Source organism: Congzhengia sp. (assembly GCF_037235575.1).
Lineage (GTDB): Bacteria > Bacillota > Clostridia > UBA1381 > UBA9506 > Congzhengia > Congzhengia minquanensis.
In genome coordinates this window covers 145,574-171,484 of record NZ_JAXUNN010000030.1, presented here as the reverse complement: position 1 = coordinate 171,484, position 25,911 = coordinate 145,574, and the positions used below count along the sequence as shown (strand labels likewise).

The following is a 25,911-nucleotide window of genomic DNA, read 5'->3' as shown; positions in this document are numbered from 1 at the left end:
CTAAAAAGGAGGCTGCATTGAATGTATCAGCAAACAGTTTTTCCCCGGTGGAGAGGTTTTAACCTGTTGAACATGTTTTGTTCAGGGCAGTCCCCGATAAACAGAGGCCGGGCAAACGGGTATTTTTTGGAAGACGATTTTAAAATGATTTCTGATTTCGGGTTCGATTTTGTGCGGCTTCCCCTTTCCTACCGGGTATGGAGCAGTGTAGACAATCCATATGAAATTGATGAACAAAAAATCAGTCCGTTAGATGACGCTGTATATTTCGGGAAAAAATATCATCTTCATGTGAATATCTGTATGCATCGTCTTCCGGGCTATTGTGTCAATAACGATGAACTGGAAAAAATGGATCTTTGGAACGATGATGAGGCGTTAAATGCCTCTAAATTTGTATGGACATCAATTGCAAAACGCTACAAGGACATATCCTCTGAAAATCTCAGCTTTAATGTGGTAAACGAACCGGTTTCTGAGGTCGCTCTTGAACAATATAATAAAGTTACAAGAAGAATTATACGTGCAGTCCAGGAAATATCCGCCGACAGGCTGTTTATTATCGATGGCGTCAATTACGGCGAGCTTCCGCCTGTTGATCAAATGTTAAACCGTGAAAACTGCGGCTACAGCTGTCGCGGGTATGTTCCGCAGGGATTAACGCATTACGGTTCATATAACCAAACGTGCTACAACAATCTTCCGCCAAAATGGCCCGGAGCCATCCGATATGAAAATGACGATAAAGAAGTAACGCTTTGGAACCGTGATAAGCTGGAACGATTGTTTGGTGCATGGGCGGCGTTGGCAGAATGCTTTAACGTTGGTGTTCACTGCGGCGAAATGGGCTGCTTCAGCAAAACGCCACATCCTGTAACACTTGCTTGGTATGAAGATATAATGGAGGTTCTGAAAGAGCATAACATCGGATATGCACTTTGGAATTTCGCCGGAGACTTTGGAATAGCAGACAGCAACAGAAGCGATGTTACATACAAAAAAATCGGCCATAGAATGATTGATGAAAAGCTTCTGAAGCTTTTGCAAAAATATTAAAGCCGAAAATCGGCCATAAAAAACAATATAATATAAACAAATCCTTCCTGTAAAATGTAGATCAAATCCTTATTACAGGGAGGATTTCTTATTTTCAGTACAAAACCTCATGGGTTATTCGCTTTTTTGTTATTCGCCTTTTTCCGCTTACTGATTTTTACAAGAACATAAGAGAGGAACAACAGCACAATGGTAATTAAAATGCAAAGCGCCGCCCGAAATTCAAAGTCAAAGGTTTCCTGCACGTTCGAGACGGCGCTGTCTGCGCCGGATTGCAGGGACGGCACAGTGGTAACAGGCGAAACGTCGTAAAGCAGCATAAACGTTTTGTAAAGAATTTCCGCTCCCTCTGCCCGCGTAACCGCTCCGGACGGAGAAAAAGCCCCCACATTGTTCACCAGGCCACACTGGGCTGCAACGGCAATATCCGGCCGCGCCCACTGGGAAATTTGGTCTGTATCGGTAAAGTTTAAATATGCCTCGTCGTTTTCAGGATATGTATATCCTTTTTTTTCCGTCAGCGTTCTGCCGCAAAAGGTAACCACCTGTTCCTTGGAAGCCGGCTCGCTGCCGCGAAACGTTCCGTCCGCATAGCCCGCCGCAATGTTTTGTTCCTCAGCGGAGGCAACATAGCGGTAAAATTCGCTGTTTTCCGGCACATCGGAAAACGCCGACTTTGCATCCACGTTGGTAGCATAAAACATTTTTACCAAAGCGGCCGTAAAATCATAGCGGCTTAGGGTAGCCTCCGGTTTAAAATTGTTATGCTTGTCCAGAGTAAAAATCCCTTTCGATACCATAAAGCGAATGGCCTCCTTTGTGCCGGAGGGCACGCCGCCAATGTCATTCATGGTGATGTCGTTTTCCACAATGTCATAGTCGCCGGAATAGTTGGTTGAAAATTCAATGGTTTTGTTCTTGGGGTCGAACTGCCCGCCCCAGTTGTCCGTACCGCCCTTAAAGCTGGCCATAACGGTGGAATATTCGCTTTGAGCAGGAACGATAAACCACACGGGCGCGTTAATATAGTCAATGGTCTGGTTGTTTTTGTCTGTGAACACAACAGAAAAAACATCACCATTTTTCTTAAATTCAATGCAGAACAAATCAAAAGAAGCTTCCAAATTTGCCAGGTCAGACGCGGTGATGTAAATGCCCAGGTTGTCGCTGAGCATCAGCCGAATTCCAGATACGCCGGCAAGCTTCTGAGCTACGCCCTTTTCATATTCAATTCTGACAGGCTGTGACAGGTCAATATCAGCGCAAACCAGCTCCGGAATGGTGCGCGCTTTCCTGATTTGGGAAACCCCCTGGGAATCGCACAGCTTTAACAACCGCTCCATACAGTCCGCCGCATTTTCCGCAATAAACGAAACCCCATAGTCATTTACTGTCACCGTGTTGTTTTTTGCTCTGATTTCCGTCCGTGAGCTTCTGTTTACCGCATGCTCCATATATTCTGAAATGGCCCTTTTCCCGTTTTCGTTGGCAGTTTTTCCGGAGGAGGACAAAACTGCAGATAAATAGTTAACATAATCGTCAATTCCGCGGAACGACATGGTTTTCGTATAATCAATATAAACGTTTGAGGCCTCGTTTTCCTGGGTTTTCAAACCAGAAAGATACGAAATGTCAAGCTCGCTCTCATGGCCGTAAATCACAGCGGCGCCCGGCTCACCGGAGGTGCTGTCAGCGTTGGTTACCACAGCATATTGTTTTGCATAGGGGAAGACAAATGATGCCTGCGCAGCGTCGTTTACATAAAACTGAACAAACACGTCTGTGCCGCTCAGCCGCGAAATTTTGTCAAAGCTTGCAAACAGGCCGTCTCCAACTGCTTTTTTTATTGCTTCCCGCTGCTGTTTTGAAAAGTCCGATGTGTCGTCGGAAAGGGAACTTAAAAAACGATACCGCTTCAAAAAGCTTTCGATGGCTTCAATTTTAGACCCGGCGGCGTCAATTTCCTTTGCTGATAATACACAGAGCGTAAAAGGTTTTAATGTAAATCCGGCAAGATAGTCGGCAACCAGGCTTGTGCAGTCTGGCACGCTTTGGGGAGTTTCACCGCTGCCTTTAAAGGTGCCGGTGCGGTCGCTGTGCTCAATTGCCAAAACCTCCACACGAGGCACCCCATCTGAAAAGCTCATTTTATAGGTTACAACATCTGAACCATCTGCAATCTGGCCCATAAACTCCGTCAGGTTTGTCAGGCTGTTCCGTGCTGTTTTCAGGTTTTCAAAATATTGAACCGGAATATCTTTGTTGTCCGTGGTTTTTATTACCGAATTGTTTTGAAACGTATAGGCCGAAATAAATGTATTATCTCCGGCAATGAGTTCCGGTGTGCCATCATAATTTAAGTCGGCCAAAATATATTTTGTTTGGCTTTTGGTCGGAATTTGGCTGATAATTCTTGTATATTCCGCTTCCCACGGCTGTTCGTTTTCAGAAAATACGCCTGCAGGAAAAGACAGCATAATCAAAACAAACAGGAATATTGCAATGAGCTTTTTCAATTCAATTCCTCCATCAATTCATTCATTCTTCAATTATATATTTTTTTGTTATAAAAATCAATGTTTTTCGCAAAAAAGAGGCCAAGCGTTTCAATTTTATTGACACCAAAATCTCCCTTTGATATAATAAACAGGAAAGGAAGTGGGTTACATGATAAAGCTTTTTAACGGAATTAATGAGGTCACCTTGCAGAGGCTGACGTTCGGCCCGAACACTTATGGCGACGAGGAGAATATGGATAAATATTTAATGTTTCTCGACATGTACACCGAGGCCGGCGGAAGCAGTGTTGACACGGCAAGGGTTTACAGCGGCGGTCAGACCGAGGAGGCCATTGGCAGATGGTTTAAAACCCGAAAAAACCGCGATAAAATTGTTCTCACAACAAAGGGAGGGCATCCGCCGGCAGGGGATATGCATAAGCCCCGGCTGGACAGGGAAAATATCTTTTCTGACATAAAGGCCAGCCTGGCGGCGCTGGGCACAGATTACACCGATGTGTATCTGCTTCACCGGGACTGCCGCGAAATGCCCGTGGGCGAAATTGTAGACACCTTAGACGAACTTGTGAAAACAGGGTTGGCAAAGGTGTGCGGCGTGTCGAACTGGAGAACGGACAGAATAAAAGAGGCAAATGAATATGCAAAGCAGCACAGCAAGGCGCGCATCTGTGTGAGCCAGATAAACTATTCCCTGGCAGAAACCACGCCGGAGCGATTGGGAGACGATACCTTAGTGTGCATGACCGATGCAGAATTCAATGCCTATATGGAAATGAAGCTTCCGGTTATGGCGTTTTCTTCCCAGGCAAAGGGCTTTTTTGCAAAGCTTGCTGCTGGGGAGGATTTAAAAAGCAAAGCAATAGAACGGTTTTTAACAGAGGAAAACTTAAAGCGGTTTGAGCGGGTAAAAGAAGTGGCAGCACAAACGGGTCTGTCGCCGTCTGCGGTGGCGCTGAGCTTTCTTACCTGCAATCCCCTGCCCATATCGGCTGTGTTTTCCTGCAGAACACAGGAGCAAATGAAAGACACGTTAACGGCAATGAATGCAAAGCTGGATGAAAAAACAGTGGCATATTTAGAAAAGGGCTGAACATAAAAAAAAGCGGCATAGATTTTTCTATGCCGCTTTTTTTTATTGCACCTTAATTTTAAGTGTGACCTGCTGATTTTTAGGAATAGGAACACGTAAATGTGCGGACAAAAAGCCGCCGCAGGGGTGGAAAATCCGCTTGCCAATGGAGGTGTCGTGTGTGATAGGCTGAGAACATGTAATGGTAATAACGGCATTTTCGCGTTTTAACTGTGCTGCAGGGCCGCATACCGTTAAAGCTTCGGTATTTCTTGCAATCAGCGGAAGAATATAAACCGCGTCCTCTGCTGTGGTTGCCGCACAAATTTCAAATATACTGTCGCCAAGCTTATATGTAATCTGAAACCGTTCCGTTCCGCGCAGAAGAAAATTTTTTAAAACGCCTTGCGCGTTGTAAACCAGGGTAGTTTTATCCTCTGACGCTGTAATATTTGCAGTGGTGTCCAGGGTGTTTCTAAACACTTCTTTTCCGCGCTTCAGTTCTAATCTCGGAGTTTGACAAATATCGTTAAAATATGGCGGGACTTGCATATTCAAGTTCTCAACCAAATCATATTCGTTTATACTGGCCGCTAAAATTACGCCTGCCTTATCATTCCAAAGCATGGTCAGGGCGCCTCCTGTGGGTGTTGTTGATGCATTTAATGCATTAAAATCATAACAGGAAAAGGACGCTTTAAAATGGCCTTTCGCGGCCAGCGTTACATTCACAGAAGAAAACGTTTTCATCCCCTTGCTGGTTTCTCTGGGCAGCAGTAGGTCTTTATCCCGCTTCATTTTTGATTCAATCAGCGGAATCAGCGACTTGGCATGGCAGAAGGTGTGGTGAATGCACGTCGGAAGCCGCGCGTCTGCATAGTGTGGCCCGCCGGTCAGCAGGCCATTATGGGTACTTTTTTTATAAAGTAAAAAGTTTCTGTGTGCAGCTTCTGCATACAGCGCATTGCGGTCTGACAAATAAGCGTAGGCACCCTGACAGCCATCAGAGGTTCTGCTGCCGTAATAGGTCCATTTGGCGCTGCGTGATCCCCAGCTGTTGTCCCATGCGCCGTCTGGCAGCATAAAGGACAGATGCGCGTCCATGGAGCGAAGTAAGGCTTGCTCCACAGTTCGGTCTTCACCAATATATTTTAAATATACCGCAAGGTTTGGCAGCGATTCCTCCACATTGTAGCCTAAGTCCACACCCCGGCAGCCCCGCGGAGTGATGCCGTAAGAATCAAGCCCTTGGGTTTCGCCGAAAATTAAACCGTCCTCCCCAATATGGTTTATGGCATAAAGCGCCAGCTCGCGTGCCCTTTGTTTATATTTTTCCTCACCTTTCACTGCCCATGCAACAGCCATTGCGGCGGCAGCCGCAATCCGGTAATTGATGTTGCAGCTTAGATTTTCGTTAAAATTTTTATAAATAAAATCTAAGGTTTCACAATATGATGCATTCCATTCCTCCCATTCGATAGGGCAAATTACATCCTTACAATGATAAAGAAGCTCGCCCAGCTGTATGTTAAAAAAGACGGTGGTTGCAAACCAAAGACAATTGGGGTCGTTTAAAAAGAAGCCTCCCGGTCTGTGGGTGTTGTGTTTTGTCCAGCAATACACGTCCTTTGCCGCTTCGTAATATTTTTTATCCCCTGTTTTTTTATATAGATAAATAAGAGGGTACATGCAATCGTTAATTCTTCCGTGAATTCTGCCGCAGGCAGGACAAAAAATACCGCCGTAAATGGCAGGGGATTGCGGCTCTTTCATTTGTAATTTTATAAGAGTGTCACACCAGGTTTTTAAAATCTTAAAATAGTCGTTTTTTTCATAATTCATGTAATATCACTCCTTAAGGTCAATTATACTTTAAAATACGAAAAAGTACAATTGACAGCAGTATCATAAAATTGTATAATAGTCCCATAGAAGGAGATGCAGTATGGAAAAAACAAAAAATGTAGATGTAATGCTTGAAAGAGAGCTGCCAACGCCTTTTCGGATGTTCCATTTATTTGAGCGCAAGCCGCACTATGAGATGGACTTTCACCAGCATGAAACATTTTACCATGTTAATTTGGTGCTGTCAGGGGAGGTTCGGGTAATCTGTAAAAATGAAACGGCAAACATACACCAAAACCAGGTTTTTGTAGTGCCTCCAGGGCTTATTCACAAGCTTCAGTCAAACGGCGGATACAGACAATTCGGAATTGATTTGACGCTGGAACATAAGCAAGAAGAACTTGCCGTTCTTGCCAGGGGAGCATTTGAAAATCAGTTTACCGTTACGCCGGTTCGGTCTGTAACGGAACGTTTTTCATCTCTTGAAGAGAAAATGCGGAATCCCATGCCGCTGAATTTGCTAAATTTATTAAATTTTGCAGAACGGATTGTAATTGATACCATGGAGGCAGTATTAAACCAAAAGAAAGAGTCATTTTCAGAAAAAGTTACAAAAATTTTGCAGGAGCGTGACCCATTTCGTTTAACGGTGACGGACATTTGCCGGCTTTTAAATTATTCCAAAAGCCAGATTGAGCGGATTTCGAATAGGGAATTGGGCTGTGGCATGATGGAATATATCAACAATATCAGGATGAATGAAATCTGTACATTGCTTCGGTGGTCTGACATGCCCCTTGCGCAAATTGCAGAAAAAACGGGACTTTATGATGCGAGTCATCTAATTACATTTTTTAAGCGGCACATGGGAACGACACCCGGCAGATACAGAAAAGACAGGCAAAAATAAACCGTGCGGCTTTTTGCTGCCGCACGGTTTTTAGATGTAATAAAATTATTTCAATGTAACTTTTGCGCCAACTTCTTCAAGTTTTGCTTTGATTTCGTCAGCTGTTTCTTTACTTGCAGCTTCCTTAATTACTTTCGGAGCGCCGTCAACCATTTCTTTTGCTTCTTTTAAGCCAAGGCCGGTAACTTCACGAACAACCTTAATAACCTTAACCTTTTCGCCGCCAACTTCTGTCAGTTCAACATCGAACTCTGTTTTTTCTTCTGCAGCAGCAGCTCCGGGAGCAGCTGCACCGGCAACAGCTACAGGAGCTGCCGCGCTAACGCCGAATTCCTCTTCAATTGCTTTCACCAGTTCTGATAATTCCAGAACGGAAAGCGCTTTAATTTCTTCAATCATAGCAGTAATCTTTTCGCTCATTTTAATTTTCCTCCTAATTTAAATTCGTAAAAATACGTTAAATTGTTTTTTCGTTTAAGCTGTTTCTTTCTGTTCACGAACAGCGTCGATTGCCCTTGCAAGGCCTGCAATTGTTGCGTTCAAGCCACCTGCCAGCATAGCATAAAGCGTGTCTTTCGAGGGGATTTTGCTCAATGCGTCAATCTCTTCTAACGACATAGCCCTGCCTTCCATAAAGCCGGCTTTAATTTCAAACACTTCGTTATCTTTTGCAAATTCAGCTAAAACGCGCGCCGGAGCGACAACATCTTCAAAACTGAGGGCCAAAGCCGTGGGGCCATTTAAAATTTCGTCGAATTCGTTAAAGCCCGCGTCGTTTGCCGCACGTTTTGTCAGGGTGTTTTTCACAACCGCATATTCAATGTTTGCTTCACGCAGCTTGTTTCTAAGCTGTGTGTCTTCCTCAACCGTTAAACCGCAGTAGTCGACAAAAACGCCGGCAGCCGCTGTTTTCAGCTTTTCAGAAAGGTCAGCAACCATTTGCTGTTTCTGCTGTAAAACTTTTTCACTTGGCATGATTTTTCACCTCACTGTGTAATAAAAAATAAAAGGCTTTTCTCCGCAAACGAAGAAAAGCCCTAAATCACCTTTAAAGCGTTTCCTCGGCGGGCAAATTTAAGCCGATAAAGGCGCCTGCTGTCTGCGGAAAATATTTTACTAAATCAAGTATACCAGAAATTTGTTTCTGTGTCAAGCAAAATTAGTCAGACAGTTTTGTCTGGTTAATTTTAACGCCGGGGCCCATGGTAGAAGCTACGACACAGCTTTTAATATACTGGCCCTTTGCTGCCGCCGGCTTTGCCTTAATGATGGCAGAAAGAAGAGCGTTAAAGTTTTCGCAAAGCTTTTCTTTGCCAAACGAAACCTTACCCACCGGGCAGTGGATGATGTTGGTTTTGTCCAAACGGTATTCCACTTTACCGGATTTAATCTCGTTAACGGCCTTTGTAACGTCCATTGTAACCGTGCCGGCTTTCGGGCTGGGCATTAAGCCTTTCGGGCCCAAAACCTTACCTAAACGGCCTACAACGCCCATCATATCGGGTGTTGCAACAACAACGTCGTAATCAAACCAGTTCTCGTTCTGAATTCTGGGAATCAGTTCCTCAGCACCTACAAAGTCTGCGCCTGCGGCCTGTGCCTCGTCAGCTTTCTCACCTTTGGCAAACACCAAAACACGGGCAACCTTACCTGTGCCGTGGGGCAAAACGATGGCGCCGCGAACCTGCTGGTCTGCATGTCTTGAGTCAACGCCCAAACGAACGTGAACCTCAACGGTTTCGTCAAATTTTGCTTTAGAAGCTTTTACAACCAGGTCCAAAGCTTCGTCAGAGTCATAGAGCTTTGATTTTTCGATGAGCTTTGCGCTCTCTTTATAATTTTTTCCTCTAAACATTCTGTTTCCTCCTTCTGTGGTCAAACAAGCGAATGTTCGCTCTCCCACTTAATTAAAAATCGAATTAGTCTTCGACAGTAATGCCCATGCTTCTTGCAGTTCCTGCAATCATGCTCATGGCAGCTTCAATGGATGCTGCGTTTAAGTCAGGCATTTTCTGTTCAGCAATCTGTTTTACAGCGTCTTTGCTGACCGTAGCAACCTTTGTTTTGTTGGGCGTACCCGAAGCCTTGTCGATTTTAGCGGCTTTCTTTAACAGTACAGCCGCCGGGGGAGTTTTTGTGATGAATGTGAAAGACCTGTCAGCATAAACTGTGATAACAACAGGGATAATTAATCCTGCGTCCTTTGCTGTTTTTTCATTAAACTCCTTCGTGAACTGAACGATGTTTACACCGTGCTGACCCAAAGCAGGACCAACCGGGGGAGCCGGAGTAGCTTTGCCTGCCGGAATCTGCAGCTTGATGTAACCTGTGATTTTCTGTGCCATTTTGTGCACCTCCTCTTTAACAAATGTGGTAATGGCGAACAGGATTTTTAAATTTCCCGTCCTCCCACACGCGGAAAACCCCGCGCAGGGCAGCAAATACACTGCCCGAAAAGGCATTTGCCCGAAAGCAGACCGCCTTTATAAAAGCCGGCGGAAGCCCGCCTGCGTTTTTAACAACATTAGTTTAACACTTCAATTTGTGAAAAGTCAAGTTCAACTGGCGTTTCGCGGCCGAACATGGAAACGATAACGCGAACGGTTTGTTTTTCGGTGTTAATTTCGTCCACCACGCCAACAAAGTCGGCAAATGCACCGTCGGTAACGCGGACAGACGAGCCTGCGCTGAAATTAACCTCAACAACCCTGCGTTCAATTCCCATGGAATGAACCTCTTCCTCGGTTAAAGGAACGGGTTTCGAGCCGGGGCCAACAAACCCCGTAACGCCGCGTGTGTTGCGGATTACATACCAGCTGTCGTCTGTCATAATCATTTTCACCATGACATAGCCGGGCAAGAGCTTTCTTTGCACAACCTTTTGTTCGTTGCCCTTCTGCTCCACAACCTCTTCCATCGGAACCTGCACCTCTAAAATCAAATCCTGTAGGCCGCGGTTTTCAATGGTCTTTTCCAAATCCGTCTGAACTTTTTTTTCATATCCTGAAAATGTATGAATAACATACCATTTTGCGTCTTCAGCCATATTTGTCCAAAAGAAGCAAAGCCTCTTTTTGCCTCCTTTTCCCATGCGCTTTTTTCTTCACAGCGTCATGTGTTATTAAAACAGCTGTCTACTTCATAAATGAGAGCAGATACGTGAACCCGAGGTCAATTAAAGAAATAAATACGCCCAGCAAAATAATGAATGTAATTACAACGCCGGTGTTATTTCTAACTTGTTTAAAGCTTGGCCAAACGATTTTTTTGAATTCAGACTTCATTTCACGAAAATAGGTTGCAACTTTGCCGGGGCCCTTTTTTGCTTTCTGTGTAGCTTCTGCCATATTGTTCACATCCTTACAATTAGTTTAAACGGATACCTATTTTGTTTCCCTGTGCAGCGTGTGCTTTTTGCAGAATCTGCAGTATTTGTTAAGCTCCAGTCTGTCGGGTGTATTCTTTTTTTCCTTCATGGTGTCGTAATTTCTCTGTTTGCATTCTGAACATGCAAGAGTAATTCTTGTTCTCATATGGAACGCCTCCTAAGCATTTTTGTTATTCTGATCCGTTATAGGTGTTTTTTTTTGTGAGCAAAAAAAAAAGAACCTATCCACTTCAAGCACCCTATACTATACCATAAACACAGGTTTAAGTCAAGTGTTTTTTTGCAAAAAACCAGATATTTTTGCGCTTTTCCAGGTGTTGTGGCAAGGTGCACGCCGCCTTCAAGATGTTGTGTGGAAGCCGTGCGGAATTAAATAAAATTCCGCACGGCATTCTCTATCTTCCAATCACTTTTACTTCCGGCTCCAGCGCCACACCAAACTTTGAAAATACAGTTTCCTGCACTTTTGCAATCAGCCGCACCACGTCTTCACAGGTTGCGCCGCCGTTGTTCACAATAAAGCCCGCATGCTTTTCTGAAACACCTGCGCCGCCTACGCCTGCTCCTTTCAGTCCCGCGTCTTCAATGAGCTTCGCGGCAAAAAAGCCCTCCGGCCGCTTGAAGGTGCTGCCGGCGCTGGGTTTTTCCAGCGGCTGTTTCTCTTTCCTTCGGGCGTTTAAATCCCGCATGGAAGCCAAAATCTCGTCCGGATTTTTAGGCGACAGGCTCATTTTGGCAGACAGAATGAATTTTCCGCCTGCGGAAAACACGCTGTGCCGGTAAGAAAAATCGTGCTCGCTGCCGGAAACGGTTTGCATGTCGCCGTTTTCATCTAAAAACCTTGTCTGAGTCACAACATCTTTCATTTCCCCGTCATAGGCCCCGGCGTTCATAAAGACAGCGCCGCCTAAGCTGCCCGGAATTCCCGAGGCAAACTCCAGCCCGGAAAGAGCGGCCCGCTGCGCGGTTTTTGCAAGCTTTGCCAAGGATGTGGCCGCGCCAGCTTCCAGTTCGGTGCCGGAAACCTTGGCATAGTCAAACGCGCCGGACAGCCGGAACACCACGCCGTCAATCCCAGCGTCGCTGACCAAAAGGTTGGAGCCTGCGCCAATCAGCAGAAACGGCACGTTTTTGCTCCTGCACAGCTTTACAAGGCGGGAAAACGCTTCCTCCCCCGCCGGTTCCACAAATAGGTCCGCCGGACCGCCGATTTGAAAGGTGGTATATCGGGACATAGGAACGCTTCGTTCCACATTTACCGGCTGAATTGCCAAAACTTCCTGAACAAACGATTCTGTGACCATAAAAAATTCCTTTCTATGTTATATAACTTATACGCCCATCTGGTCTAAAAGCCTGTCGTTTAATTCCTGTGCGGCGTTATAGCCCATTTTGCGCTGCCTCTGGTTCATGGCGGCAACCTCCACGATAATGGCCAGGTTCCGGCCGGGCTTAATGGGAATGGTAAGCGACGGCACTTTTATGCCTAAAATATCGGTGTGCTCTGTTTCAATTCCCAGCCTGTCATAGGCTTTGCCGTTCTGCCAGTTTTCCAGGTTAATGACCAAATCAATGTTTTCCGTATCTTTTACAGAACCCATACCAAAAATACGCTTTACATCCACAATTCCTATGCCGCGAAGCTCAATAAAATGCCTGATAATTTCCGGTGCGCTGCCCACCAGCGATTTGTTCGACACCCGTTTAATTTCCACCGCGTCGTCGGCAACCAGCCTGTGTCCCCTTTTCACCAGCTCCATGGCGGTTTCCGATTTTCCAACGCCGCTTTCTCCCAAAAGCAAAATCCCCTCGCCGTAAACCTCCACCAAAACGCCGTGGAGCTGTGTCATTGGGGCCAAGGCCACGTTTAAATAGAGAATGATGGCGCTCATAAACCGGGATGTGCTGGATTTTGTGCGCATTACCGGACGGCGGTATTTCTCCGCGCAGGCAATCAGCTCCGGAAACGGCTCTAAATTCCGGGTTAAAATTACCACGGGAATGGGCTCTTTCATTAAACTTTCCAGTGCGGAAAACCGTTCCTCAGAGGAAAGGGATTCCAAATATGTATATTCAACCTTGCCAATGAGCTGAATCCTGTTGGGGTCAAAATATTCATAAAATCCGGCCAGCTGCAGGCTGGGGCGGTTTACGTCGGCAACGGTAATCTCCACATTTTCATACCCTTCCGGCGTACAGATTAAATCTAAACCATATTCTTGAATAATTGCGGACAGCTTCACAGAATGTGCCATAAAAATCAAATCCTTTCTTTGCATTTTGCAAATGCTCACTTATCTATCATTATACACTAAATTAAAACATTTTAAAAGAGCAAATTTTATTTATGTATCAACATAAAAAACAGACATATGGCATTAGGTGCCTTAAATTTAGGCAAACAGCTCTAAATGACCAAAAAACAGACAAAAGCTGGTTCTTTGTCTGTTGCCGCAAAGAGAAATGACTGTTATAATTAAGAAAGAAAAAGATGGTAAAAAGTGCATAAAAAACAAAAAGATGGTTTTGATACTTTGTTAGAAATTTAACTGGACTTTTAATTTTAAAAGTAGTATTATAAAATGTATTAATTAACATAGGAAGAAAATAATAAAATTACGCATTTTAGCGAAGTTAGGAGTAAACAATGAAAGCAGTTATTACCGTAGTAGGAAAAGACCGCACAGGAATTATTGCCAAAGTGAGCGGTTATTTGGCAGACCGCAGTATCAATATCCTTGATATCTCACAGACAATTATGCAGGATTTGTTCACTATGATAATGCTCGTGGACACGCAGGAGTCGGGTATTCAGGCAAAGGAGCTGAGCGCTGATTTAAAGAAAATCGGCGAGGAGCTTTCCCTTACCATCAACATTCAGCATGAAGGTTTGTTTACCTCCATGCACAGGGTGTAAGGAGGAGACCAATGCTTGACAGAAACGATATTATGGAAACCATCAAGATGATTTCGGAAGAACATCTTGATATTAGAACCGTCACAATGGGAATTTCCCTTTTAAGCTGCGCCGGAAGCGACGCCGACGCTGTGTGCGAAAAAGTATATGAAAAAATTACAAATGCAGCAAAAGATTTGGTGGCGGTTGCAGAGGACATTTCCGTCCGCTACGGAATTCCGATTATTAATAAACGGATTTCCGTTACGCCGGTGTCTTTTGTGCTGCAGTCTGAAAATCCGGCGGATTATGTAAAGCTGGCCAAAGCGTTAGACCGGGCGGCAAAAACGACCGGTGTTAACTTCATCGGCGGGTTTTCCGCCCTTGTGCACAAGGGAATGACGAAAAGCGAGCAGGCCTTAATTTCCGCAATTCCTGAGGCACTTTCCCAAACAGAGCTGGTTTGCTCCAGCGTAAACGTGGGCACCACCAAGGCGGGCATTAACATGGACGCAGTGGCGCTGATGGGCAAAATTATAAAACAAACCGCTGCGTTCACAACTGACACCGACGGGTTCGGCTGCGCAAAACTGGTTGTGTTCTGCAACAGCGTAGAGGACAATCCGTTTATGGCCGGCGCATATCACGGTGTAGGAGAAGCAGAATATATTATAAATGTTGGCGTAAGCGGCCCCGGCGTGGTAAAGTGTGCGTTAGAAAAGGTGAAGGGCGCAGACTTTGAGATTGTGGCGGAAACCATTAAACGCACGGCGTTTAAAATTACCAGAATGGGCCAGCTGGTAGCCCGGGAGGCCTCACGCATGTTAGGTGTTCCCTTTGGCATTGTGGATTTGTCTTTAGCGCCCACGCCAGCCGTTGGCGACAGCGTAGCATATATTTTAGAGGAAATGGGTTTGGAACAGTGCGGCACCCATGGCACAACTGCGGCTTTGGCACTTTTAAACGACGCAGTGAAAAAGGGCGGCATTATGGCTTCTTCCTTTGTGGGCGGCCTTTCCGGCGCGTTTATTCCCGTCAGCGAAGACGCAGGCATGATTGAGGCGGCCAAAGCAGGAACCCTGTCATTAGAAAAGTTAGAGGCCATGACCTGCGTTTGCAGCGTGGGGCTTGACATGATTTGTATTCCCGGCGAAACAAGCGCCGAAACAATTTCCGCAATCATTGCAGACGAGGCGGCAATTGGAATGGTGAACAGCAAAACAACCGCAGTGCGGATTATTCCGGCTCCCGGCAAAAAGGTAGGAGACATTGTGGAGTTCGGCGGTCTTTTGGGCACCGGGCCCGTGATGGCTGTGAATGATAAAAAAAGCGCAGACTTTATTAAACGGGGCGGAAGAATTCCGGCTCCGCTGCACAGCTTTAGAAATTAAGACAATGATCCATAGGAGGTGGACGGTTTGCAAAAGGTTTTAAACAGCATCTTTTTCATTGAGAAAAAAGCACAGGAGATGGTGGAAGACGCCCAAAGAGAGTGTGAATCTATTTTTGAAGACGCAAAAAAAGAAAGAGAAACCATCAAACAGGACATTGTAAAGCGGCAAAACGCCAGACTGGAAAAGATTAAAGCATATGAAGAAGACCATGCCAGCGCCAAACGAGATAAAATTACCGCGCAGAGCCGCAGGGAGCTTGAAAAGATCAATGCAATTTACGAAAAAAATAAAGATTTCTGGATCGAAAGCATTTTTGAAAAAGTAACTGGGCGGTGAGGAATTTGCTGAAAATGAAAAACCTGACGAAATATGGCCCAATGCTGGCGAAGGTGAGCGTGCTGAACCGCGGTTTGCTTAAAGACACCGACTATGAGGAACTGATGAACAAAACCAGCGTTTCCGAGGTTGCGTCATTTTTAAAAAACCAAACGGTTTATTCCGTGGTTTTGGCCGGCAGCAACGAGTCGCTCATGCACCGTGAGGAGTTGGAGGAACGCTTAAACAACGCATTCGCGGTGGACTTTGAAAAGATTTACAGCTTAGAGGATGCGGGCAACAAAAAGTTTTTGTCGTATGTGTTTATCCGGTCTGAAGTGGAAGTTTTAAAAAATATTTTAAGACGAATTGAAAACGGGCGGCCGGATATTACCATCTCTGTTCCTTCGTTTTACCGCCGGCACTATTCCATTGATGTGGAAAAATTAGCAAAGTCAAAAAGTGTTCGGGAGTTTTTGGAGAATTTAAGCGGCTCGCGCTATGAAATGCAAATCCGGCCGCACCTCACCATGGAGGAGCACCAAAACATTTTCAGCGTGGAGTCGGCCTTGGATATGTATTACTACACGCAAATCAGAAAACTGACCGACGAGCTTACAAACAAGGCGGACAAAAACGTGATTGCACAAGCCGTCGGCGCAGAGATTGACGCGCTGAACCTGATGTGGATTTACAGACTGAAAAAATATTTCGGCACAAACAAGGATTTGACCTATGCCTTTTTAATTCCAAACAAGTTCCGGCTGAAAAAAAATGAAATCATTGAATTCGTTCAGACGGAAACCGTGGCAGATTTTCTTGCGCTTGCGGTAAAAACTCCTTATGGAGGGCTTTTCAGCGGCGGCGCAGAGGACGTTTTTTTAGGACACAGGTATAAAAATTTTGTATATAATCTTCACAGAAAGCTGCAGATGGAACATCCGTTTACGCTGACGACAGAGGTTTCCTATCTGCACTTTAAAGAACAGGAGATAAAAAATATTACGTCAATTGCCGAAGGGATCCGATACGGGCTTCCCCCGGACCGAATGAAACGTTATGTGGTCGGCTATTTAGGCGTGGAATAGATAAGGGAGGGAAGACTTTTGTCGGTTGAGAAAATGAAGCTCATCAGCGTGGTCGGTCCGATTCAGGAGTTTGACCGCGTCGTGTCGGAGCACATATTAAGCTTCGACATTCATTTGGAAAACGCCGTCACCCTTTTGAACAAAACGAAGGGGATTTATCCATTTTCAGAGGAGAACGAATGGAACAACTATATTGCGAAAACGGAAGAGATATTTTCCAGCGCGGGGGTTGACATTCCAAACGGCAATGATGATGGGGCAACGCTTTCCGAACAGGCCATCAGCGATACGATTGACACGGTTTTATCGGAGCTTTCTGACAAACAGAGTGCAATCGCCGAAATGGACAAAAGAATTGCAGACTGCGAAACAAACATTCAGCAGCTGGAGCATCTGCTCAATTTGGACGTGAATTTAGAAGATGTGTTCGATTTCCGGTTCGTAAAGTTCCGGTTTGGCAGAATGCCCAAGGCAAGCTATAAAAAAATGCTGGCCTATTTAAACGATATTGACGCGTTCTTTATTGAGGGCAGCACAGACGAAACTTATGTCTACGGCGTATATTTCATGCCGGCGGCCAGCGAGGAGAAGATCGACGCAATTTTTTCATCGCTTTATTATGAAAGAATTATGATAACCGGCGAGGCAAGCGGAAAGCCAGACGAGGCGTTCGCCTACTTTAAACAGGAGCTGGAAACGCTGAGGCGAAAGCAGGAGAACGAGAAGAAAAACATAGCCGCTTTGATTGACGGCCACTTGCCAGACCTTGCAAAGGTCTATCTAAGTTTAAAAAAATATTCCGCGGCAGAGGGTGTGAAACGGCTTTCCGCCCATACAAAGGAATCGTTTTACGTCATGGGCTGGGTGTCGAAAAGGGACTTAAGGGCCATTGAGGCAAAACTGGACAAAGAGCCAAAGGTAATGGTAGTAGAGGAAGACCCGGAGATTGTAAACCGCTCTACCCCGCCGATTAAGCTGAAAAACAGCAGGTTTTTTAAGCCCTTTGAACTATTTATCAAAATGTATGGCCTGCCGTCGTACACCGAAATTGACCCCACAAAAATTGTTGCGCTGACCTATATTTTAATGTTCGGCATCATGTTCGGCGACGTGGGACATGGATTCATTTTAGCCGTTGGCGGGTTTATTTTGTATAAGGTGAAAAAAATGGACCTTGCGGGCATTATGGCAGCCGCCGGTGCGGTTTCAACTGTTTTTGGATTTATTTACGGCGCGCTGTTCGGCAACGAAGAAATTTTGCGGGCCAACCCCGTAACCGCCCGTTTTGCATTGCTTGAACCCATGAAGGACATTAATACAATTCTAATCGGCGCAGTGGCGCTGGGCGTAGTTATTATTTTGTTTTCCATGACATTGGGCATTATCAACAGCTTTAAGCGGGGAGAGCCCGGCGCCGCTCTGTTCGGCCAGAACGGCATTGCGGGACTGGTGTTTTATGTTTCCGTCCTGGTGCTGGCGGTAAACATGCTGATGGGAAAATCGGCTGGGCTGGTGCCTGAAATATCAATTGCTGTGACGCTTATCATCATTTTCTTAAAGGAGCCGCTTACTAAGCTTTCGGAGGGTAAAAAGAACTGGAAGCCGGAAAGCGTTGGGGAGTTTTTGTTAGAGTCGTTTTTCGAGTTGTTTGAAATTATCCTCTCCTTTGCAACAAACACCATTTCCTACGTCCGTCTCGGCGCTTTTGCAATGGCTCACGCCAGCATGATGAGCGTTGTGTTTATCATTGGAAACATGGCGGGTCCCGGCGTGGGATATGCAATTGTTATGATTTTGGGCAATGCCCTTGTAATGGGTCTTGAGGGTTTGATTGTTGGAATTCAGGCGCTGAGGCTTGAGTTTTATGAAATGTTCTCCCGTTACTACACCGGCGACGGCAGGGAGTTTGTCAGTGTGAAAGACAGCTATGCGCTGTCAGTCAATAAAAAGTAATTATTTTATTTAAATTGGAGGAATTTAAAATGGCTATTAAAATTATTACAGCAATCTTAGTACTCAGTATTCTTGTTCCTTTCGCCGTGTACTTTATGGGAGAAAAGACTTATAAAAAGGGAAAACGGTGTATGCTGACGAATATTGCAACTTTTTTCACAACGCTTGCCGCTTCTACGTTTATGATGTTCTCCGGCACGGTTTTTGCTGAGGGCACAGCTGCCGCAGGCATCGGCACAGGCGCCGGCTTAGGCTTTCTTGCCGCAGGTTTAGCCACCGGCCTTTCCTCTGTGGGTGCAGGCATTGCGGTTGCCGCCGCAGCTTCTACGGCCATCGGCGCCATCAGCGAAGATCCGAAGCTGATGGGTAAATCCTTAATTTTCGTTGCGCTGGCAGAAGGTATTGCGCTTTACGGCCTGTTGGTTTCGTTCAGTATTTTGGCAAGACTTTAAGGAGTGTTTGTTTATGAAACTATATCTGTTAAGCGACAATATTGATACGTTAACCGGCATGAGACTGGCCGGCGTGGACGGCATTGTGGCTCACACGGCAGACGAGGTGCTCTCTGCCATGAAACATGTGCTGGAGGACAGCAGCATCGGCATTTTGCTGGTTACAAAAAAATTGTATTTGGAATTCAGCGAAAAATTATTGGAAATATTGGCGGAGCACTCCACTCCGCTCATTGTGCAAATCCCGGACCGTCACGGGGCCGAGGGCAGCGGGAACGCAATCGCCGCCTACATAAAGGAAGCGACGGGAATTCAAATTTAAGGTTGGGAGGCGGATTTATGTTATCGTCTGAGGAAAAGCTCCAGCGGTTTTCCGAATCGGTGTATAAAGATGCGCAAAACCAGTGTAACGCACTGATAGAAGAGGCGAAAAAAAAGGCCGGCGCCGAAACCGATATCTTTGAAACTGAGTGCCTGGAGGCAGCTTATAAAACAATTAAAAAACAGATGTCGGTTATTTTAAGAACTACAAACGAAAAGGTGTCGAAAGCAGAAATCGAGTCAAAAAGCGCCCTCCTTTTAAAACGTGAGGAAATTATGAAAGAAGTGTTTACAGGCGTGCTTCAAAAAGTTTCCGCATGGAAACAGACAAAGGACTATGAAAATTACCTTTTAGACGCGGCAGAAAAAGCAAAGAATTTAGGCGGGGAAAATGGCATAACCGTGTACCTCACGTCATCCGACGCGCAGTTTGCGGCCCGGATTGAGGAGGTTAGCGGTGTGAAAACTGCTGTTTCCGACACAGACGATTTGATTGGCGGCATTTGCGTGTTGGTAAACAACACCAACAAGGTGTTTGACTTATCCTTTGCAATGAGACTCAGTGAGGCCAGGGAGGAGTTTTTAAAATCCAGCGGGCTGACGCTTTAACAGGAAGGTGTGAGTGATTTGGAAACAGCGAAAGGCTATATATATGGAATTAACGGTCCCGTGGTAAAGGTTTCCGGAAGTCCGGACTTCGGAATGCTTCAAATGGTGAAGGTGGGAAACGAAGGGCTAATCGGAGAGGTTATCAGGATTGACAAAGAACATACAATCGTTCAGGTTTACGAGTCTACAACGGGCCTCGCCCCGGGCGAGCCGGTTGTGTCAACCGGAGTTCCCATGTCCGTAACCCTTGCTCCGGGCTTAGTGGGCAACATTTTTGATGGAATTGAACGTCCCCTAAAGGTGCTGGAAGAGAAAAGCGGCGCGTTTATTGAGCGCGGTTTAAACATCTCTGCGGTAGACATGGAGCGGCAGTGGGACACAGAAATTTGTGTGAAAAAAGGCGACGAGGTGCACCCCGGCACAGTCATTGCAAAGGTACCGGAAACCACGCTGATTACCCACAAGATTATGGTGCCGAACGGCGTAACCGGAAAGGTAATCAAAACGGCGGAGAGCGGAAAACATGCGGTTTGTGATGTTTTGGCCGTAATTGAAGACGCCGGCGGAAAACAAACAGAGCTTACCATGTGCCAAACGTGGCCCATCCGAACGGCGCGGCCATCTAAGGAACGCAAGCCCATTTCAAAGCCGTTAATTACGGGACAGCGAGTAATCGACACGCTGCTTCCGGTGGCAAAGGGCGGAACGGCGGCAGTGCCCGGCGGATTTGGAACAGGAAAAACCATGACTCAGCACCAGCTTGCAAAGTGGTGCGACGCGGACTTGATTGTGTACATTGGCTGCGGCGAGCGCGGAAATGAAATGACCCAGGTGCTGCAGGACTTTTCAAAGCTCATTGACCCAAAATCGGGAAAACCGTTGATGGACAGAACCATTTTAATTGCCAACACCTCCAACATGCCGGTTGCAGCCCGTGAGGCGTCTATCTACACGGGCATCACCATTGCGGAATACTTCCGGGACATGGGCTGCCACGTGGCTATTATGGCAGACTCTACCTCCCGCTGGGCAGAAGCCCTGCGTGAAATTTCCGGCAGGCTGGAAGAAATGCCGGCAGAAGAAGGCTTCCCGGCATATCTTTCCTCACGGCTTTCCGGTTTTTACGAGCGGGCGGGCTATGTGGAAAACTTAAACGGAACCGAAGGGTCTGTTACCATTATCGGTGCGGTTTCGCCCCAGGGCGGCGACTTTTCCGAGCCGGTTACCCAAAACACCAAGCGGTTTGTGCGCTGTTTTTGGGCTTTAGACAAACAGCTTGCTTACGCGCGGCACTATCCGGCCATTAACTGGCTTACCAGCTACAGCGAGTATTTAGACGACCTGTCACAGTGGTATGAGGATAACGTAGACGAACGGTTTTTAGAATACAGAAGCCGCCTGGCAGCCATTTTGCAGGACGAAAGCAAGCTGATGGAAATTGTAAAGCTCATTGGCTCAGATGTGCTGCACGACGAGCAGAAGCTGGTTTTAGAGGTTGCTAAAACCATTCGTCTGGGCATTTTGCAGCAGAATGCGTTTCATAAAGACGACACCTATGTGCCTTTAGAGAAACAGTTTGATATGATGGAGCTTGTCCTCTACCTAAACGATAAGGCGAAAGAGGTTGTGTCGAAACAAATTCCGTTTTCACGCCTCACAGAAACCCACATTTTTGAGGACGTTATCCGAATGAAATATGACATTGCCAACAATGAGCTCTATAAATTCGATGAGTATAAGCAGAAAATTGACGAAATCTGCCGGCGCGTCGTGGAAGAAAATATATAAGGGGGCATCTTTATGTCAGTTGAATATATGGGCCTGAGTGAAATTCACGGCCCGCTTGTGGTGTTAGACGGCGTAAAAGACGCCTTCTTTGAAGAAATTGTTGAAATAAAGGTAAATGGGAAAATCCGTACGGGAAGAATCATTGAAATTACAGGTGAAACGGTGATTGTTCAGATGTTTGAAAACACCGACCAGTTCTCACTGACCAATACCAGAACACGGCTTTTGGAAAAGCCTTTGATGATGCCACTGGCCAAAGAAATTTTAGGCAGAACCTTTAACGGAAGCGGCAAACCCATTGACGGGCTGGGCGACGTGTTTCCGGAAAAACAGGAGGACGTAAACGGAAAGCCCATTAACCCGGTTTCAAGGCACTATCCCAGAAACTTTATTCAGACGGGCATTTCTTCTATTGACTGTTTATGCACCTTAATCCGCGGGCAAAAGCTGCCGATTTTTTCAGGCAACGGCCTGCCCCACGACGATTTGGCGGTGCAGATTGTGCGCCAGGCGCAGCTGGCGGAGGAGGACGGCACGGAATTTGCCGTAGTCTTCGCGGCCATGGGCGTGAAAAACGACGTAGCGGACTATTTTAAGCGCTCCTTTGAAGAAAGCGGCGTGTTAGACAGGGTTGTTATGTTTTTAAACCTTTCCAACGACCCGGTGGCAGAGCGGATTATTACGCCCCGTGCGGCGCTTACCGCGGCGGAATATCTGGCGTTTGAGCATAATATGCACATTTTGGTGATTTTAACCGATATGACGGCCTATGCCGAAGCCTTGCGTGAAATTTCGTCTTCAAAGGGCGAAATCCCGTCCAGAAAGGGCTTTCCGGGCTATCTTTACAGCGATTTGGCCTCCCTGTTTGAACGGGCGGGCATTATTAACACGTCTCAGGGGTCGGTTACGCAAATTCCCATTTTAACCATGCCCAACGACGATATTACCCACCCCATTCCCGACCTTACCGGATACATCACAGAGGGGCAGATTGCCTTAGACCGCGGGCTGAACCTAAAGGGAATCTATCCGCCGGTGGCAATTTTGCCGTCGCTTTCCCGTCTGATGAAGGACGGCATAGGAGAAGGCTTTACCGGAGAGGACCACCCGGATTTGTCAAACCAGTTGTTTGCGTCCTATGCCAAGGTGCAGGAGGTGCGGTCTCTTGCTTCGGTTATCGGCGAGGATGAGCTTTCCGCCATTGACAAGGAATATTTAAAATTTGGAAACGCGTTTGAAAACCAGTTTTTAAACCAGGGCAAGAACGAAAACAGAACCATTTCCGCTACCCTCTCGTTAGGCTGGCAGCTTTTGGGACTTCTCCCCAAAGAGGAACTGGACAGAGTGAGCCCCGAGATTCTGGAAAAGTATTATCCCAAAAACGCGTAAACTTTTTAAAGGCAGGGAAGATAGATGGATATTACATTGTTTCCCACAAAAGGAAACCTCATGCTGGCGCAGAATACTTTAGCGCTGTCTAAGCAGGGGTATGAGCTTTTGGATAAAAAACGAAATATACTCATGCGCGAAATGATGGCCTTAATTGACAAAGCAAAGGCGCTTCATTCCCGGATTGCAGTTATTTTTTCCGACGCATACCGTGCATTGGAATCCGCCAACGTGTCGATTGGCATTCACACCGTTGAGGACATAGGATTCGCCATTCCGGTGGACGAGAACATTAAAATTAAGTTCAGAAGCGTTATGGGCGTGGAGCTTCCCGTGGTTTCCAAAAAGGAAAGCGAAACGGCGCCCATGTATGGCCTTGCCATGACCAATTCCGCCTTAGACGAGGCTGTGGCAAAGTTTATGAAAGTGAAAGAACTGACGCTGGAGCTGGCAGAAATTGAAACCTCGGTTTACCGGCTGGCGGTAAACATTGGAAAAACCCAAAAACGGGCAAACTCGTTAAAAAATATTATGATTCCCAAGTATGAGGGAATTGTGAAAAACATTCAGGACGTGCTGGACGAAAAGGAGCGCGAGGAGTTTTCCCGCCTGAAAATTATAAAAAAACAAAAAGAAAACAGTATCGAGTAACATGGGCGCAGTTTTTTGGCTGCGCCGCTTTTTATGTGGTTGACAGGCAGTTTCAAATGTGATACATTAAACGGGAAACTGAAAAAAGAGGAGTGCTGAAACCATGTATAAACTTTATGTTTCAAATTCAGGAAACGACAATAACCCCGGCACCATTGAGCAGCCGGTAAAAACCTTAGAAAAGGCCAAAGAGCTTGTAAAAATGTTAAAAAAGGATAGCGGCATTACCGTTTTTATCCGCGGGGGACGATATTTCTTTAAAGAGTCCCTCACGTTTGACGAGGGCGACAGCGGAACTGCGTCCTGCAAAATCTCATATCGGGCATACGAAAACGAAACGGTATATTTTGACGGCGGCGCGGTGTTAGACGCAAAGCAGGCGGTGCCTGTGAAGGATGAAGAAATCAGAAACAGGATTATTGACAAAAGCGCGTTAAACAACATTTTGGAGCTGGATTTGTCCGGCGTAATCAGCGAGTTTGCCGACTACGGCACAAGGGGGTTCCGGCGCCCTTACGTCCCTGCACAAAACGAGCTGTTCATTGACGGGGAAAGCTGCGATACGGCAAGATACCCCAATAAGGGCGAGAAGGAAATTCCCCTTAAAACGGTTCTTGACAGCGGCAGCAGCCCGTGTGACAAAGAATTTGACATGCGTCCCGCTACCTTTGTTTATGAAGACAGCCGGTGCGATTTATGGGGGAAAGCCAAAAACTTTTATATTTCCGGCATTTTTAACTGGTGCTTTGCAGACGATACCATGAAAATTGCAAAAATTGATACGGAAGCAAAGACCATGACAACTGAGCTGCCTCACCTTCCCAGCATGGCGGCGCGGGACTACACCAGCTGGTATGCAGTAAATTTGTTGGAGGAAATTGATGTTCCCGGTGAATATTATGTTGACAGGGAAACGAAAAAGGTGTATTTTTATCCCAAAAAGGACATTACCAATTCCTTAATTCAAATTTCCGTGCTGGCAGAACCAATGGTGGTGATGGAAAACACATCGTTCATTGAATTTGACGGAATTGTGTTTGAAAACGCCCGGGGCACCGGCGTTTACATAGAGCGGGGCCAGAACTGCGCAGTCCGCAATTCGGTATTCAGAAATTTGGGCATGGTTGCGGTGCAGATTGGCCGGGGCGCAACCCCGCTGCCCGAAGGGCGCCACACTGCCCACGGTGAATTTGACGAAGGCGTAAATCCGCCTGAGGGAGCAAGCCGCATCATCGGTTCGTGGCACGAAATGCTTTACCAGTATGCGGCGTGGAACAACGAGGGCGGTAAAAACCACGGCGTGGTGAACTGTGAAATTTATAACTGCGGAACCGGCGGAATTATGCTTGGCGGCGGTGACAGAAAAAGCCTCACCCCTGCAAACAATTATGTTGAAAACTGCGAAATTCACGATGTAAACCGGTTAGACCAAACCTATAAGGCGGGCATAAATATCTCCGGCGTGGGAAACCGCATTGCAAACTGCGAAATTTACGATTTGCCGGGCTTCGCCATTTATCTTCATGGAAACGATCATATCATTGAATACAACAAAATTCATGATGTTGTGAAAAACGTTGCAGATGCCGGCGCAATTTATATGGGGCGGGATTTGAGCGAGGTTGGAAACGTTATCAGATATAACTTTATTTATAACATTACCGGCCTTGACACAGAGGCAAACGGCGTTTGCGCGGTCTATTTTGATGATTTCTGCTCGTTTAATGCGGTGTATGAAAATTATTTTTATAATATCAAGCAAAAAAAGACCATTTCCCCCTTCGGCGTTGTGTTCTGGAACTGCGGAGGTCAGTCGTCGGTAAACAATAATATCTTTTTAGACTGCACGCTGGCGCTGTCGCCGAAAGACAGCGGCATGCGGGGCGTTCACAAAATGCTGCAAAGCGATGCACTGCAATACAAGCGTGTGGCCACTAAGGATAAAGACGATTTTTCGGGCGTTGATGTGACAAGCGAGGTTTATCGGCGCAAATATCCGTATGTATATGAGATGTTTATGGGAACCTATCAGGATAATCCCGTGATTTGGAGCAACCTCATCATCAACGGCAATTACGAGCCGTTTAAAGACATTCAAAATCTTGATTTGACGTTAATAGACGACACGCTAAGTGTTTATCAGTATCGATATGTTTACGATATTTTAATGGGCATAGAGGAAGACATTGTGTCTTTCCATATTGTTGACTTTAATAAAATCGGCAGGAAATAAAAGGCGGCGCGGATTCTTCAAAAATCCGCGCCGCC

Annotated in this window: 26 protein-coding genes and 1 other annotated feature; of the genes, 15 read left to right on the top strand and 11 right to left on the bottom strand. The window is 46.1% G+C overall.

All coding sequences use genetic code 11. The features are described from left to right. Positions 1-21: 21 nt before the first annotated feature. Positions 22-1,056, top strand: a complete 1,035-nt coding sequence (locus WIG73_RS06855; protein ID WP_337399841.1) for a cellulase family glycosylhydrolase — start codon at positions 22-24, stop codon at positions 1,054-1,056. A gap of 107 nt (positions 1,057-1,163) precedes the next feature. Here the strand turns inward: WIG73_RS06855 and WIG73_RS06850 are convergent, their stop codons facing one another. Continuing rightward, positions 1,164-3,572: an S-layer homology domain-containing protein gene (locus WIG73_RS06850; protein ID WP_337399840.1), complete on the bottom strand. Its 2,409-nt coding sequence runs from the start codon at positions 3,570-3,572 to the stop codon at positions 1,164-1,166. A 151-nt stretch (positions 3,573-3,723) separates the two neighbouring features. Between WIG73_RS06850 and WIG73_RS06845 the strand changes: the two genes are divergently transcribed. After that, a complete protein-coding gene (locus tag WIG73_RS06845; protein ID WP_337399839.1) occupies positions 3,724-4,665 on the top strand; it encodes an aldo/keto reductase in 942 nt (313 codons plus the stop codon). A gap of 42 nt (positions 4,666-4,707) precedes the next feature. Here WIG73_RS06845 and WIG73_RS06840 read toward each other — a convergent pair whose 3' ends face one another. Continuing rightward, a complete protein-coding gene (locus tag WIG73_RS06840; protein WP_337399838.1) occupies positions 4,708-6,486 on the bottom strand; it encodes a hypothetical protein in 1,779 nt (592 codons plus the stop codon). A gap of 103 nt (positions 6,487-6,589) precedes the next feature. Between WIG73_RS06840 and WIG73_RS06835 the strand changes: the two genes are divergently transcribed. Continuing rightward, the gene (locus WIG73_RS06835) at positions 6,590-7,399 is read left to right on the top strand and encodes a helix-turn-helix domain-containing protein (RefSeq protein WP_249313455.1); all 810 of its coding nucleotides are present in this window, start codon (positions 6,590-6,592) and stop codon (positions 7,397-7,399) included. A gap of 45 nt (positions 7,400-7,444) precedes the next feature. Here the strand turns inward: WIG73_RS06835 and rplL are convergent, their stop codons facing one another. The 9 genes from rplL to hprK all read right to left on the bottom strand — a co-directional run bounded on the left by rplL (position 7,445) and on the right by hprK (position 13,042). Continuing rightward, positions 7,445-7,819, bottom strand: a complete 375-nt coding sequence (rplL, locus tag WIG73_RS06830; protein WP_177677577.1) for a 50S ribosomal protein L7/L12 — start codon at positions 7,817-7,819, stop codon at positions 7,445-7,447. 54 nt (positions 7,820-7,873) lie between these two features. Then, positions 7,874-8,374, bottom strand: coding sequence for a 50S ribosomal protein L10 (rplJ, locus tag WIG73_RS06825; protein WP_177677579.1), 501 nt, complete (start codon positions 8,372-8,374; stop codon positions 7,874-7,876). 19 nt (positions 8,375-8,393) lie between these two features. Beyond that, positions 8,394-8,522, bottom strand: a sequence feature (ribosomal protein L10 leader region). A 36-nt stretch (positions 8,523-8,558) separates the two neighbouring features. After that, on the bottom strand, positions 8,559-9,254 hold the full coding sequence (gene rplA / locus WIG73_RS06820; protein WP_177677581.1) for a 50S ribosomal protein L1: 696 nt from the start codon (positions 9,252-9,254) through the stop codon (positions 8,559-8,561). A 64-nt stretch (positions 9,255-9,318) separates the two neighbouring features. After that, a complete protein-coding gene (gene rplK / locus WIG73_RS06815) occupies positions 9,319-9,744 on the bottom strand; it encodes a 50S ribosomal protein L11 (protein WP_249313457.1) in 426 nt (141 codons plus the stop codon). A 179-nt stretch (positions 9,745-9,923) separates the two neighbouring features. Beyond that, entirely contained in the window at positions 9,924-10,445 is a 522-nt protein-coding gene (gene nusG, locus WIG73_RS06810) for a transcription termination/antitermination protein NusG (RefSeq protein WP_249313645.1), read from the bottom strand. Between the two features lie 88 nt (positions 10,446-10,533). Then, a complete protein-coding gene (secE, locus tag WIG73_RS06805) occupies positions 10,534-10,746 on the bottom strand; it encodes a preprotein translocase subunit SecE (protein WP_177677585.1) in 213 nt (70 codons plus the stop codon). Positions 10,747-10,782: 36 nt separating this feature from the next. Beyond that, positions 10,783-10,932, bottom strand: a complete 150-nt coding sequence (rpmG, locus tag WIG73_RS06800; protein ID WP_177677587.1) for a 50S ribosomal protein L33 — start codon at positions 10,930-10,932, stop codon at positions 10,783-10,785. Between the two features lie 250 nt (positions 10,933-11,182). Continuing rightward, positions 11,183-12,091 carry a UDP-N-acetylmuramate dehydrogenase gene (gene murB / locus WIG73_RS06795; protein ID WP_337399836.1) on the bottom strand — a complete coding sequence of 303 codons (909 nt, stop codon included), beginning with the start codon at positions 12,089-12,091 and terminating at the stop codon, positions 11,183-11,185. 27 nt (positions 12,092-12,118) lie between these two features. Next, on the bottom strand, positions 12,119-13,042 hold the full coding sequence (gene hprK / locus WIG73_RS06790; RefSeq protein ID WP_249313459.1) for an HPr(Ser) kinase/phosphatase: 924 nt from the start codon (positions 13,040-13,042) through the stop codon (positions 12,119-12,121). 392 nt (positions 13,043-13,434) lie between these two features. Between hprK and WIG73_RS06785 the strand changes: the two genes are divergently transcribed. From WIG73_RS06785 to WIG73_RS06730, 12 genes are all read left to right on the top strand, one after another. Continuing rightward, positions 13,435-13,704, top strand: coding sequence for an ACT domain-containing protein (locus tag WIG73_RS06785; RefSeq protein WP_177680704.1), 270 nt, complete (start codon positions 13,435-13,437; stop codon positions 13,702-13,704). A gap of 11 nt (positions 13,705-13,715) precedes the next feature. Beyond that, the gene (locus tag WIG73_RS06780; protein ID WP_337399833.1) at positions 13,716-15,074 is read left to right on the top strand and encodes a PFL family protein; all 1,359 of its coding nucleotides are present in this window, start codon (positions 13,716-13,718) and stop codon (positions 15,072-15,074) included. A 27-nt stretch (positions 15,075-15,101) separates the two neighbouring features. Beyond that, the gene (locus WIG73_RS06775) at positions 15,102-15,413 is read left to right on the top strand and encodes a hypothetical protein (protein ID WP_337399832.1); all 312 of its coding nucleotides are present in this window, start codon (positions 15,102-15,104) and stop codon (positions 15,411-15,413) included. Positions 15,414-15,427: 14 nt separating this feature from the next. Continuing rightward, complete coding sequence (locus tag WIG73_RS06770) at positions 15,428-16,480, top strand: V-type ATPase subunit (RefSeq protein WP_337399884.1); 1,053 nt, start codon at positions 15,428-15,430, stop codon at positions 16,478-16,480. Between the two features lie 18 nt (positions 16,481-16,498). Then, the gene (locus WIG73_RS06765; protein WP_337399831.1) at positions 16,499-18,433 is read left to right on the top strand and encodes a V-type ATPase 116kDa subunit family protein; all 1,935 of its coding nucleotides are present in this window, start codon (positions 16,499-16,501) and stop codon (positions 18,431-18,433) included. Positions 18,434-18,462: 29 nt separating this feature from the next. Beyond that, complete coding sequence (locus WIG73_RS06760; protein WP_337399830.1) at positions 18,463-18,885, top strand: ATP synthase subunit C; 423 nt, start codon at positions 18,463-18,465, stop codon at positions 18,883-18,885. Positions 18,886-18,898: 13 nt separating this feature from the next. Next, entirely contained in the window at positions 18,899-19,207 is a 309-nt protein-coding gene (locus WIG73_RS06755) for a V-type ATP synthase subunit F (protein ID WP_337399829.1), read from the top strand. Positions 19,208-19,224: 17 nt separating this feature from the next. Further along, positions 19,225-19,815 carry a V-type ATP synthase subunit E gene (locus WIG73_RS06750; protein ID WP_337399828.1) on the top strand — a complete coding sequence of 197 codons (591 nt, stop codon included), beginning with the start codon at positions 19,225-19,227 and terminating at the stop codon, positions 19,813-19,815. 18 nt (positions 19,816-19,833) lie between these two features. Next, on the top strand, positions 19,834-21,603 hold the full coding sequence (locus WIG73_RS06745) for a V-type ATP synthase subunit A (RefSeq protein ID WP_337399827.1): 1,770 nt from the start codon (positions 19,834-19,836) through the stop codon (positions 21,601-21,603). 12 nt (positions 21,604-21,615) lie between these two features. Further along, on the top strand, positions 21,616-22,992 hold the full coding sequence (locus WIG73_RS06740) for a V-type ATP synthase subunit B (protein WP_337399826.1): 1,377 nt from the start codon (positions 21,616-21,618) through the stop codon (positions 22,990-22,992). Between the two features lie 24 nt (positions 22,993-23,016). Further along, positions 23,017-23,643: a V-type ATP synthase subunit D gene (locus WIG73_RS06735; RefSeq protein ID WP_337399825.1), complete on the top strand. Its 627-nt coding sequence runs from the start codon at positions 23,017-23,019 to the stop codon at positions 23,641-23,643. Positions 23,644-23,746: 103 nt separating this feature from the next. Next, positions 23,747-25,876, top strand: a complete 2,130-nt coding sequence (locus WIG73_RS06730) for a right-handed parallel beta-helix repeat-containing protein (RefSeq protein WP_337399824.1) — start codon at positions 23,747-23,749, stop codon at positions 25,874-25,876. The last annotated feature ends 35 nt before the right edge of the window (positions 25,877-25,911 follow it).